The sequence below is a fragment of the Streptomyces sp. CRN 30 genome, assembly GCF_034105845.1.
In genome coordinates this window covers 25,205-37,637 of sequence record NZ_JAVRHI010000213.1, presented here as the reverse complement: position 1 = coordinate 37,637, position 12,433 = coordinate 25,205, and the positions used below count along the sequence as shown (strand labels likewise).

Here is a 12,433-nt window from a genome sequence, read left to right as displayed (position 1 = left end):
TCCGACGCCGACACCATCGACAAGGTCATCGCCGAGATCGCCGCCTCCCGGCTCACCGAACGCGGCGCCACCCGCGCCGACGACAAGATGTCCGAGGCCGCGATGGAAGACCGCAAGCGCGAGGGGTACTTCTAGACATGACCAGCACCACGACCGAACTCCTCTCCGAGACCACGCTGCTGCGGTTCGCCACCGCCGGTTCGGTCGACGACGGCAAGTCCACGCTCGTCGGGCGTCTGCTGCACGACTCCAAGTCGGTCCTCACCGACCAGCTGGAGGCCGTGGAGCGGGCCTCCGCCAGCCGGGGCCAGGACGCGCCGGACCTGGCGCTGCTCACCGACGGCCTGCGGGCCGAGCGCGAGCAGGGCATCACCATCGACGTGGCCTACCGCTACTTCGCCACGCCCCGGCGCCGCTTCATCCTCGCCGACACCCCCGGCCACGTGCAGTACACCCGCAACATGGTCACCGGCGCCTCCACCGCCGAACTGACCGTCGTCCTCGTCGACGCCCGCAACGGCGTCGTCGAGCAGACCCGCCGGCACGCCGCCATCGCCGCCCTCCTGCGCGTCCCGCACGTCGTCCTCGCCGTCAACAAGATGGACCTCACCGACTACGACGAGACGGTCTTCGCGCGGATCGCCGAGGAGTTCACGGCGTACGCGACCGAGCTGGGCGTCCCCGAGGTCACCGCGATCCCCATATCCGCGCTCGTCGGCGACAACGTCGTCGAACCCTCGGCGCACATGGACTGGTACGGCGGCCCGACCGTCCTGGAGCACCTGGAGACCGTGCCGGTCAGCCACGACCTGGCGCACTGCCACGCCCGGCTGCCCGTGCAGTACGTGATCCGGCCGCAGACCGCCGAGCACCCCGACTACCGGGGGTACGCGGGCCAGATCGCCGCCGGTTCGTTCCGGATCGGCGACCCGGTGACCGTGCTCCCCTCGGGCCGTACCACCACGGTCTCCGGCATCGACGTGCTCGGCGAACCGGCCGACGTGGCCTGGACGCCGCAGTCGGTGACGCTGCTGCTGGCCGACGACATCGACGTCTCGCGCGGCGACCTGATAGTCCCCACCCAGGACGCGCCGGCCACCACCCAGGACGTCGAGGCCACCGTCTGCCACGTCGCCGACCAGCCGCTGGCCGTCGGCCACCGGGTGCTGCTCAAACACGGCACCCGCACGGTGAAGGCGATCGTCAAGGACATCCCGGCGCGGCTCACGCTCGACGACCTGTCCCTGCACCCGCACCCGGGACAGCTCGTCGCCAACGACATCGGCCGGGTGAAGATCCGGACGGCCGAGCCGCTGCCCGCCGACTCCTACGCGGACTCGCGGCGCACCGGCTCGTTCATCCTGATCGACCCGGGCGACGGCACCACGCTCACCGCCGGCATGGTCGGTGAGTCCTTCGCCTCGCCGGAGCCGGTCAAGGACGAGACCGAAGACGACGGGTGGGACTTCTGACCATGGCCACGACCCTTGCCGGGGCGGCCGACGGCACCGGGACGGCCGACGGCGCCCGGACGGCCGCCCGGATCGAGCATGTCTCGAAGTCGTTCACCGGGCCGGCCGGAGCGCAGCTCGTCCTCGACGACGTCAGCCTGGACGTCGCCCCCGGCGAGTTCGTCACCCTGCTCGGCGCCTCGGGCTGCGGCAAGTCGACGCTGCTGAACCTGGTGGCGGGGCTGGACCGGCCCAGTGCCGGGACGATCGACACGGACGGGCGCCCGGCGCTGATGTTCCAGGAGCACGCGCTGTTCCCCTGGCTGACCGCCGGGAAGAACATCGAACTCGCCCTGAAACTGCGGGGCGTGCCGAAGTCCGAGCGGCGCGGCCGGGCCGAGGAACTCCTCGAACTGGTCCGGCTGAAGGGCGCGTACGGCAAGCGGGTGCACGAGCTGTCCGGCGGTATGCGGCAGCGGGTCGCGATGGCCCGCGCGCTCGCCCAGGAGAGCCGGCTGCTGCTGATGGACGAGCCGTTCGCGGCGCTGGACGCCATCACCCGGGACGTGCTCCACGACGAACTGACTCGCATCTGGCGGGAGACGAAGCTGTCCGTCCTGTTCGTCACGCACAACGTCCGCGAGGCCGTGCGGCTCGCCGAGCGGGTCGTGCTGCTCTCCTCCCGTCCCGGGCGGGTCGCCCGCGAGTGGACGGTGGACCTGCCGCACCCGCGCCGCATCGAGGACGCCGCCGTGGCGGAACTGTCCCTGGAGATCACCGAAGAGCTGCGGGGAGAGATCCGTCGCCATGGCCAGCACTGACACCGCCGCACCGGCCCGGACCGGGGACACGGGTGACCTCGCCGGTCTGGAGGCGGGCCTCGACGCGCTGGAGAGCGGACCGCGGCACCGTACGCCGGTCCGGCAGACCCTGCTGCGCAAGGTACTGCCGCCGGTCGTCGCCGTGCTGCTGGTCCTCGCGGTGTGGCAGGCGCTGATCTCGTTCGGCATCGTCGACGACCCGACGAAGCTGCCGGCACCCCTCGACGTGTGGAACGTCCTCCGGGACGCCTGGCTGCAGGGCACCCTGCTCGACTACATCTGGACCAGCGTCTCGCGCGGCCTGTCCGGTTTCCTGCTGGCGCTGCTCATCGGCACGCCGCTGGGGCTGCTGGTGGCGCGGGTGCGGTTCGTGCGGGCGGCGATCGGGCCGATCCTCTCCGGGCTCCAGTCGCTGCCGTCGGTGGCGTGGGTGCCGCCGGCCGTGATCTGGCTGGGCCTGAACAACTCGATGATGTACGCGGTGATCCTGCTCGGCGCGGTGCCGTCCATCGCCAACGGGCTGGTCTCCGGCGTGGACCAGGTGCCGCCGCTGTACCTGCGGGCCGGGCGCACGCTGGGCGCGACCGGGTTGAAGGGCACCTGGCACATCACGCTGCCGGCCGCGCTGCCCGGCTACGTCGCGGGGCTGAAGCAGGGCTGGGCGTTCTCGTGGCGCTCGCTGATGGCCGCGGAGATCATCGCGTCGTATCCCGATCTCGGGGTCGGGCTCGGGCAGTTGCTGGAGAACGGCCGCAACGCCAGCGACATGGCCATGGTGTTCGAGGCCATCCTGCTGATCCTGACCGTGGGCATCGCCATCGACCTGCTGATCTTCAGTCCGCTGGAGCGGTGGGTGCTGCGCAGCCGCGGTCTGCTGGTGAGGAGCTGAGCGTCGCCATGTCCACCCCGGTCCTCCTCGTCATCGCCCACGGCAGCCGCGATCCGCGGCACGCCGCGACCGTGCACGCCCTGGTCCGCCGGGTGCGGGCGCTGCGTCCCGACGTCCGGGTGGAGACCGGGTTCCTGGACTTCAACGTGCCGTCGGTCCCGGGTGTCCTGGAGTCCCTGGCGACGGAGGGCGTCCGGGACGTCGTGGCCCTGCCGCTGCTGCTGACCCGCGCCTTCCACGCCAAGGCCGACATCCCGGCGGTCCTCGCGGACGCGCCGCCCCGGCTGCGGATCAGGCAGGCGGAGGTGCTCGGCCCCTCCCCCCTGCTGCTCACGGCGCTGGAACGACGGCTGTACGAGGCGGGGCTCACCCCCGCCGACAAGTCCTCGACCGGGGTCGTGCTGGCCTCGGCGGGGTCCACCGACCCGGAGGCGATCGCAGTGATCGCAGGAATCGCGCGGGAGTGGCGGCACACCGGTTGGTGCGCCGTGCGGCCTGCGTTCGCCTCCGCATCCCTGCCGCGCACCGAGGAGGCGGTCCGTGAGCTGCGGGACCTCGGCTGCGCGCGGGTGGCCGTCGCCCCGTACGTCCTGGCCCCGGGCCGGCTCCCCGACCGCATCGCCCACGGCGCCACCGGGGCGGACGTCCTGGCGGACGTCCTGGGCCCGGCCCCGGAGGTGGCCCGCCTCCTGGTCCACCGGTACGAGGCGGCACGGGTGCCGGTACGTATGGCACTGGGAGCGTGAGCGTTCCGGGGGCGGGGGTCTCCGCGCACGGGTGACCGACGGGGCCCCTGCCCCCGAGGGAGCCGCCCGGGAGCCGAGGGTGGCTCCGGGGAAGCCGGCCAGGGCCGGGCGGGCGGGAGCGCGTGCAGGGGTGCGACGGGGTTCCTGCCCCGAAGGGCCGAGTGCGGTGCCCGTCCGGGAGGCCGTGTACGGGCCCGCGCGCAGGGGACCGTGCCGCGCGCCTGCCCCCGAGGGCCCGGCGCGGCGCCCCGACCGGAGCGAGGAGCGCGGTGCCCGCCCGGGGGCCGGCGCGGCGCTCGGACGGAAGGGCTGAAGACAGGCCCTCGCAGGGGGACTTCGGGGCTGTGCGGGGTTTCGGGGAAACCCTTCCCTCCCCGGTCTTCGATCTGCTGGGATGGTGTCTCGGAGCACAAGTGGGGGGCGCGGCACACGTGGCAGGTCGGGGGTTCGGGCATCATCTGGGGCTGCCCGGTGCGCTGTCGGGGCTGCCGCTCAGCCCGTTCGTCGCCGGGTACGCCGAGCTGGTCGCCGCCCAGCGCGCGGCCGGCGCCCGGCACGCGGGCGAGATCCTCCTGCCCTCCGAGGGCGGACTCCGCGTCCTGGACGGGCTCCGGGTGCCGTCGGGACCGCGCGGCACGCGCCGGGTGGACGGCCCGCTGCTGGACGCGCTCGCCGGTGGCGCCGGCCCCGCGGCGGCCCTCGCGCGGCGGCTGGCCGAGGCGCACCGGCGTGACGGGCAGGCCCTGCGCCGTATCGTGCTCTACCAGGTCATCGGCCTGGTGCAGGAACGGCCGCCGGTCCAGCGCCGCGGGACCCTCGCCGAACTGGGCGTGCACCCCGACGAGATCGGCGCGCTGCTGGTCGCCGCCGAGCAGCGCCCGGTCCTCGACCGCGAGCAGCGCGCCGCCGCCGAAGCGCTCGCCGACGCCTGGGACGGCCGCCGGCTGCACCGGGTGCGTTCCCTGCTCAACCGCCTGCCCTACGGCGACGACCCCGCCCTGCGGACCCTGCGCACGGAGCTGACGGAGCGGCTGACCGCCCTGGACACCGCGCTGGAGACGGCCCGCCGGGCGGTGCGCGAGGGGGACACCGACGCCGCGACGGAGCAGTACCTGCGCGCGCTGCGCGAGGCCGCGGACGACCGGCGGGCGCTGCACGGACTGGTCCGCGCCCACCGCCCCGCGCCGGACGGCCCCGCGCCGCTGCGGACCGGACTCGCCCCGGGCCACGTGGCGCTGGAGTGGGACGCCGAGGGCGCCGACGGCTGGCGGCTGCTGTGCCTGCTCCGCGACGAGCGGGGTGCCACCGGCCACCGGGAGCTGCCCGCCAGGGGCGGCACCGCCCTGGACGCGGAGGTCACGCCCGGCGCGACGGTCCGCTACGCCGCGCTGCCGCTGCGCGACGGGCAGGTCGGCGGCGCGCCGCGCGTCTCCCACTCGCTGCTGGTCGCCCCCGAGGTGGACGCCCCGGTCGTGACCGACGGGCCGGGCCGGGTCACGGCCTCGTGGGCCTGCCCGCCCGGCACCACGGGGGTGACGGTGGACCGTACGGGCCCGGCGGAGGGACGGCTCGACGTCCGGCCGGACGGGTTCACCGCGACGGAACTGCCGGTCGGCGAGCAGGTGTTCCGGGTCGTCTGCCACTACCGGTCCCCCGACGGCGCCCCGGTCGCCTCCCCGGGCCGCCTCCTCACCCGGACCGTCCACCCCTGGCCGGAGCCGGTCGCCTCGCTCACCGCCGAACCCGCCGACGACGAGGTGCGGTTCACCTGGACCGGCGCGCACGGTGCCCGCGTACGCCTGGTGGAGTGGCCGGGCGAGGCGCCGCCGCCCGGCACGGAGCTGCGCGCCGACGCGCTGCCGCCGCGCCTGGACGAGCCGGACGCGCCCGGGACCGTACGGCCCCGGCGGGGCGGGTACGCGCGGATCGCCGCCGTGGCCGTCCTCGGCGAACGGGCCCTGGCCGGACCCGCCGTGGGCGTCGAGGCGCTGCGCCCCGTCACCGCGCTGGCCGCGCGCCGCCTCCCCGGCGGGGAAGCCGCCGTCACCCTGGACTGGCCGGAGGGGACGGGACAGGTCACCGTCGCCTGGGAGCCCCTGCCGGGTGCCGGGGGGACCGGTCCGGGCGGTGCGCGGACCGTCACCGCGCACGCCTACCGGCGCGGTGGGCTGCGCCTCCCCGTCGGCCCGCACGCGACCCGCGTCCGCGCCTCGGTCGCCTCGCAGGTGCCCGGCGCCGTGGTGCTGCCCGCGGCCACCGCCGAGGTGCTGCTCGGCGCGGACACCGCCATCGGCTACCGGCTGCTGCCCGCGCCGCGCCGGCTCTTCGCCCGGGGCCGCCGGGCCGTGCTGCGGATCACGCTGCTGGGCCCGGACACCACCGGCACGGACCTGCCCGAGTTCGTGTGCGTGGTCCGCGGCGGCACGCTCCGCCCCCGGGACGCGAGCGACGGCACCACCGTGCTGCGCGTCACCGGCAGCGACCTCACCCGGGACGGCACCGTGGAGCGGGAACTGCCGGCCGTGGACCTCCCCGCTCCGTACACGCTGCGCGGCTTCCTGCTGGGCGAGCACGCCGCCGCCGTACGCCTCGAAGAACCCTCCCCCGCGACCCTGGTGGTGCGCTGAGCCATGACGACCGTCACCTGTCCCTACTGCTTCACCCGCGCATCGGCGGCCAGACTCCCCTACCGCTGCCAGATGCTGCCCAGCGGCGTCCGCGGCGGCGCGCCCTGCGGTCCCGTGCGTGACGACGTCTGGGCGGGCTTCACCGGTCCGGCCGCGCCGCCCGCCGCCCGGATGCGCGGTCCCGTCTTCGCCGCGCCCCGCACGGTGGGCACGGTCCTCGGCGGCTCCGCCGGGAACGTGCCGTGCCCGAAGTGCGGCGTCACCACGCCCGTCCGGGTCTGCGGGTCCTGCCACAACGACCTGCCGAGCGACTACTGCGACCAGGACAGCCGCATCATCGCGCTGGTCGGCGCGAAGGCGTCCGGCAAGAGCACGTACGTCTCCGTGCTGGTCAACGAGTTGAACCAGCGCGTCGGGCAGGCGTACCACGCCTCGCTCGCGGCGATGGGGCAGAGCACCCAGCAGCGCGACAAGGAGATGGCCGAGGACCTCTACGAGCGGCTGCGGCTGCCGGACGCCACCCGCCCGGCCGCGCTCGGCTTCAACGACCCGCTGCTGTACCGGCTGAGCCTGCCCCGGCGCGGCCGGCCGGGCGCGGGCACCCGCCACACCACGCTGGTCTTCTTCGACGCGGCCGGTGAGGACCTCGCGGACCGGGAGGCGATGGACCGCTACACCCGCTACCTCAGCGCCGCCGACGGCATCATCATGCTGGTCGACCCGTTGCAGCTGGGGTCCGTGCGGGACCGGCTGCCGGTGCACGACGGGCCGCCGCTGCCCGCGGTGGAGACCCCGCCGGAGCAGATCGCCGCCGACCTCGCCACGCAGCTGCGGGCGCACGGGCGGCGCGGGGCGCGCGGCCGGGTCGCGACGCCGATGGCCGTCGCCGTCACCAAGACGGACATGCTGCGGCCGCTGCTCGACCCGCACTCGCCGCTGCTGGCCAACGCCCCGCACCGGGACGGCCGGTACGACGACGTGGACCGGCTCGCCGTGCACGAGGAGATGCGGTCGCTGATGGCGGAGTGGGACTCGGGCGCGCTGATGCGCCGCCTGGAGCTGGACTTCGCCGAGCTGTCCCTCTTCGGGCTGTCGGCGCTGGGCGCGCCGCCCCCTCCCGACGCTCCCGCGGACGCCCCGAAGTCGGGTCCGCAGCCGGTACGGGTGGAGGACCCGCTGCTGTGGCTGCTGAGCCGCCGGGGACTGCTCAACGTACGCAAGGCCGGGAAGGAGCAGGGCAGGTGACACTGGCCCAGCTGCACTACACGTCCGCGCCGCCCGGACCCGACGGTTCGGGGTTCCGGTTCACGGCGGTCAGCCCCGGCGTCCCGCAGGGCCTGCTGCGGGAGGCGGAGCAGCTCATCGGCTACGAGCCGCCGCGCGACCTGCCGGCCCGGCCCGACACCGCGCAGCTCGGCGAGTTCCCCCGGTCCCTGGGCTTCCACGAACTGTCCGACGGAGGACGGCTGTTGAGCCGTACCGTCTACACGGGCGCCGACTACAGCGGGCGCTGGGGGAACTTCCACGCGCACGCCCTGTACCTGCCGCCGGGGGCGCGGCTGCCGGACGGCGCGCTGCCGATCACCGCGTGGGAGTCGCCGCGGTGGGCCGACGCCACGCCCGGGGACCGGCGGCCCGCCCCCGTGGACCGGCTCGAACCGTCGGGGCTGCTGCGCACGGACGGGCTGGTGGCGTTCGCCGGGTCCCGCGCCGAGCGGCTCGCGCCGTTCTTCGCCGACCTGCGGGAACTGGCCCGTGATCCCGACGCCTGCCAGCTCCTCGTCGTCGAGCGGGACAGCACGGCCGTGGCCCAGTGGATCGCGCTGGCCTGCGCGGTGCTGCCGCGGGAGGTGGCGCACCGGCTGACCTTCACGACGTACACGCGGCGTCCGCAGCAGGCCCGGCAGCAGATCGTCGGCGCGCTGCCGTCCTCCGAGCCGTGCGCGCCCGGCCACCGGCTGCGGGTGCACGACTGCACGGGGCGGACGGCCGCCGGGCCGGTCGCGGACGCGTGGGCGGACATGTGCGCGCGGATCTGGACCGCGGGCTGTCCTGACCTGTTCCGGGACGCGACGCTGGAGCCGGGGCCGCTCGCGGTCGCGGCGCTGGTGCGCGGGGTGGCGCTGCGCGGTGACGCGCGGGCCGCCGCCGCGCGGTGGGCCGCGGAGCGGGCGGCGTCGCTGCCCGAGGCGACCCTGACGGAGCTGGTCCGCGCGGTGAGCGCGGGCGGCGAGGACACCGACGGGGGCGCGCTGACCGCCCTCCTCGAACGGGTCGAGGGCCGGCTGCCGACCGCCGTGACCGCGCCGCTCGCGGGCCGGGTCCTGACCTCGGCGGTGCTCGGCGGCGGCCCGGTGCCCGCGCTGCGCGCCGGTTCCCTGACCCCGGTGGTCCGCGACGACCTGGCCCGTACGCTCGCCGCGCCGCTGCGCGCCGGTGTCGCGGATCCGCGCGAGCCGGCCGCCGGACGTCCCCTGTCCCTCCTCGGCACCGCCGACCTCCTCGACGTCGACTGCCAGGACCTGCTGCCGGAACTGGCGGGACGGCTGTCCCGGGTCCTGGTGTCCACGGAACCACCGGGGACGGCGGCACCGTCCGGACCACCGGCGCCGTCCGGGCCACCGGGCGAGCCGGTGCCGTCGGCCGCCGGGCCGGACGGGCCGGACGGCGGCGCGTACGCCGGTCCGCACGGCACGTGGCGCGGCGGCTCGGCAGCCGGGTGGGACACCTCCCCGGCGGCCGGCCCGTACGGCAGCGCGGAGGCCGGGACGTCCGCCCCCGGGCGAGATCCGCGCGCCGCCCCGGACACCGGCGGCGACCGGCACGGCGAGGGGTACGCGGGTCCGGGCTCCGGCCGGCCCACGCACGGCGGCGCGCGGGCCGGAACGTACGGCACCACCACCCCGCACGGCGGCGCCCCCTACGCCGGTGCCTCCGGGCATGCCGCCCCGCACGGGACTCCGTACACCGCCTCGCGCGGTACCCCGTCCGGTACCCCGGGCGGTGTTCCCCCCGCTCTGCTCGACGCCGTCGAAGCCCACCCCGCGCTGCGGATCGCCCTGTTCGGGGCGCTCGACGCGCTGGCCGCCGCCGGGCCGGCCGCCGTCGCGGGGCGGCTCGCGGGGTCGCGGCTGCCGGTCGGCGCGCAGCCGGGATTCCCGCATCTGCGCATGTGTGTCCTGGCGCCGCCGCCGGGGGCCCGGGACACGGACGACCGGCTCGGCCGGTTCCACGCGGTGCTGCGGGCCGCCGGGGTGTCGCCGCACGCCGACACCGCCGTACTGCGGACCGCGCTCGGCCTGGTCTGGCCGGACGCGCTGCCGACCAGCCAGGAGGCCAGCCTGCTCCTGAACGAGCTGGGCTCGGACATCCACCGCGCGGCCGGTACCCGCGACGCCCTCGTCGGCGCCGCGCTCGCCGCGCCGCCGGACGACATCGACGTGCCCGTCCTCGCCGCCGACCTGCTGCGCTGTTTCCCCGCCGAACTGCGGCCCGGTCAGCGCGCGGCGCTGCTGCTGCTGGAGTTCACGGGTCTGCTGGGCACGGGCGGCGAGGGCGAGGACTGGGTCGGCCGGGCGCTGGACCTGGAGACCGGTGCCGGTGAGCCGGTCCCGGACACCGTGTCCGAGCGGGTGGCCCGCACGCTGGCCCGGCGGCTGATCGAGGGCCCGACGCCGGACAGCGAGCTGTACCCGCTGGCCCGGTCGGGCGAGCCCCGGCTGCTCGCGGCGTACGAGCGGGCGGGCCGTTCGGACCGGGTGCGGGAGCGGCTGCGGACGTCACCGTCGTACGCCGCCGCGTCGTTCGTCGCCTGGAGCGCCTGTCCCGGCACCCACCCGGCGTGGGACGAGACGCGCACCGCGCTGCTGACGAAGGTGCTGCGCCCGGTGGTCCGCGCGCTGCCCGCCGAGGACGTCGCGCGGATCGAGGACGTGCTGGGCCGGGCGGGCGGCGGCCGGCTGGACGCGTTCCGCGCCTGGAACCGCCCCGGCACGCTGGGCCGGCTCGCGGGCCGGTTCGCGGCGCGCGGCCGCCGGGCGGAACGGCCGCCGCTGTGGCACGGGGACGTGGAGCCACCGGTCGAGGAGGGCCGTCCGTGACAGCCGCTCACCTCGGTCTGCTGTACGGCGCCTGGACGGCGCTGGTCGCCGCCGTGGTCTGTGTGGGCCAGGTGGTGGGGCAGTCGGTCGCGACCGGGGTGGGCGCGGTGTGGCGGCGGCTCGGGCCGTGGGGGACGGGCGACGGGGACGGCCGCGTCCGGGCGGCCGGGCCGGAGGAGCCCGCGTACGCCGCCTACTGGTGGCGGCAGATGTGGGTGGACGCCACGACGGCCGCCGCGAGCGGTCCGCGGGCGGTGTGGCGGGAGCTGACCGGCGCGTGGCTGGACCGCAACGTCCGCCATCTGTTCAGCGGGCGCCGCCCGGACGGGAGCTGGGTGGCGGCGCCGTTCACACGGTTCTTCCTCGCGGTGTTCGTCGCGCCGGGGACCGCCGCCGGCGCGGTGCTCGGAGCGGTGCTGGCCGTCGCCGGGCTCGTCGCCGTCCTCGCGGTCTTCGCCTTACTGCTGGGGCTGGTGTGGCTGGGCTGGGCGGCGGCCGTGCCGGTGCTGCGCGGCGTGGAGCGGTCCCGGCGGCTGCTGCGCGGCATCCGCGTCAAGTGCCCCTATCCCGGCTGCTACCGCCCCGTGCCGCTGGCCCTGCACCCCTGTCCGAACTGCCGGGCCGAGCACCGGTCGCTGCGGCCCGGCCGGTACGGCGCGCTGTGGCACGTCTGCGCGTGCGGGCACCGGCTGCCCGCGACCCGGCTGACCGGCGGCGGCCGGCTCACCGCGCACTGTCCGCACTGCGCCCGGTGGCTGCCCGAGGCGGCCGGCACCACCCGGGTCGTGCACGCGCCGCTGGTCGGCGGGACCTCGTCCGGCAAGACGATGCTGATGACCGCGATGACGGAGGGCCTGCGCACCTGGGCGCGGCAGGGCGGGCTGACGGTGGAGTACGCCTCGGCGGACGACCGGCGCACCGCGACCGATCTGACCCGGGAGGTCCGGGACTCCGGCTGGGCGCACGCCACGACCGGCGGCCAGCCGCGCGCGCTGATGCTGCTGGTGAGCCGGGGGCGGCGGCGCCGGCTGCTGTACCTGTACGACCCGATGGGCGAGTCCCTCAGCGACGCCGGGCGGGTCCGCGGCCAGCACTACCTGGCGCACGCGGACGGCGTGGTCCTCGTCGCCGACGTACTGGCCGACCCCAAGGTGCGCGGCCTGCTCTCCCCCGACGACGTCCGCCGGGTCGCGGACGCCCGTCCGTCGTCGCAGGGGCCCTGGGAGACGTACCAGCGGCTGACCGGGGAGCTGGCGGCGCTGACCGGGCGGCGCTCCCGGCTGTCGGTGGCGGCGGTCGTCACCAAGCGGGACGTCATCGACCAGCTGTCGTCCCTGCCGGTGCCCGGCGCGCGGACCGACGAGTGGCTGACGGAGATCGGTCTCGGCTCGCTGGTGCGGGCGCTCGGCCACGACTTCCGGGCGGCGCGCTACTGGATGGTCAGCGCGCACGCGGCCACCTGCGCGGGCCCGTTGGAGAGCGAGCTGCTGCGGGCGGCCGAACCGGCGCTGTGGCTGCTCGCCGCCTCGGGGCTGCGGGTCCGCGCGGCGGGCGGCCCCGGACGCAAGAGCCCCGGACCCGAGAGCCCCGGACACGAGAGGAAGTACGGCGCGGCATGACCCGTGTGACCCCGCCCGTCCGACGCGGCCGGCGGCTGACGGCGGCCCTGTTCCTCACCTCCCTGGTGCTGACGCCGGCCGCCCTGGCCGCACTGGCCTGGTGGCTGCTGTGAGCACCCGGGCCGTAAGCACCCCTACCGGAAAGGCGACAACGACGTGAGTGACATCCCCGGCGGGCCC

General features: G+C 76.4%; 8 protein-coding genes and 1 pseudogene. All 9 read left to right on the top strand.

All coding sequences use genetic code 11. The features are described 5' to 3' along the window. Window positions 1-135, top strand: a pseudogene (locus UW392_RS22780) (sulfate adenylyltransferase small subunit); the annotation flags it as partial. Between the two features lie 2 nt (window positions 136-137). Next, window positions 138-1,472, top strand: a complete 1,335-nt coding sequence (locus tag UW392_RS22775; protein WP_320776934.1) for a sulfate adenylyltransferase subunit 1 — start codon at window positions 138-140, stop codon at window positions 1,470-1,472. 2 nt (window positions 1,473-1,474) lie between these two features. Beyond that, complete coding sequence (locus tag UW392_RS22770) at window positions 1,475-2,272, top strand: ABC transporter ATP-binding protein (protein ID WP_320776933.1); 798 nt, start codon at window positions 1,475-1,477, stop codon at window positions 2,270-2,272. After that, window positions 2,259-3,161, top strand: coding sequence for an ABC transporter permease (locus tag UW392_RS22765; RefSeq protein WP_320776932.1), 903 nt, complete (start codon window positions 2,259-2,261; stop codon window positions 3,159-3,161). The genes UW392_RS22770 and UW392_RS22765 overlap by 14 nt, the downstream gene beginning before the upstream one ends. Window positions 3,162-3,169: 8 nt before the next feature. After that, on the top strand, window positions 3,170-3,907 hold the full coding sequence (locus tag UW392_RS22760) for a sirohydrochlorin chelatase (protein WP_320776931.1): 738 nt from the start codon (window positions 3,170-3,172) through the stop codon (window positions 3,905-3,907). Between the two features lie 431 nt (window positions 3,908-4,338). Continuing rightward, window positions 4,339-6,534 (top strand): hypothetical protein, encoded by a 2,196-nt coding sequence (locus UW392_RS22755; protein WP_320776930.1) that lies wholly within the window; start codon window positions 4,339-4,341, stop codon window positions 6,532-6,534. A 3-nt stretch (window positions 6,535-6,537) separates the two neighbouring features. After that, entirely contained in the window at window positions 6,538-7,779 is a 1,242-nt protein-coding gene (locus UW392_RS22750) for a TRAFAC clade GTPase domain-containing protein (RefSeq protein ID WP_320776929.1), read from the top strand. Then, window positions 7,776-10,634, top strand: a complete 2,859-nt coding sequence (locus tag UW392_RS22745; RefSeq protein ID WP_320776928.1) for a GTPase-associated protein 1-related protein — start codon at window positions 7,776-7,778, stop codon at window positions 10,632-10,634. The genes UW392_RS22750 and UW392_RS22745 overlap by 4 nt, the downstream gene beginning before the upstream one ends. Continuing rightward, window positions 10,631-12,253 carry a TRAFAC clade GTPase domain-containing protein gene (locus tag UW392_RS22740; RefSeq protein ID WP_320776927.1) on the top strand — a complete coding sequence of 541 codons (1,623 nt, stop codon included), beginning with the start codon at window positions 10,631-10,633 and terminating at the stop codon, window positions 12,251-12,253. Before UW392_RS22745 ends, UW392_RS22740 begins: the two co-directional genes overlap by 4 nt. The last annotated feature ends 180 nt before the right edge of the window (window positions 12,254-12,433 follow it).

Bases quoted from the DNA above. Each gene is read 5' to 3' on its own strand.
- UW392_RS22775 (WP_320776934.1), top strand. From the start codon at position 138: ATGACCAGCACCACGACCGAACTCCTCTCCGAGACCACGCTGCTGCGG.
- UW392_RS22770 (WP_320776933.1), top strand. From the start codon at position 1,475: ATGGCCACGACCCTTGCCGGGGCGGCCGACGGCACCGGGACGGCCGAC.
- UW392_RS22765 (WP_320776932.1), top strand. From the start codon at position 2,259: ATGGCCAGCACTGACACCGCCGCACCGGCCCGGACCGGGGACACGGGT.
- UW392_RS22760 (WP_320776931.1), top strand. From the start codon at position 3,170: ATGTCCACCCCGGTCCTCCTCGTCATCGCCCACGGCAGCCGCGATCCG.
- UW392_RS22750 (WP_320776929.1), top strand. From the start codon at position 6,538: ATGACGACCGTCACCTGTCCCTACTGCTTCACCCGCGCATCGGCGGCC.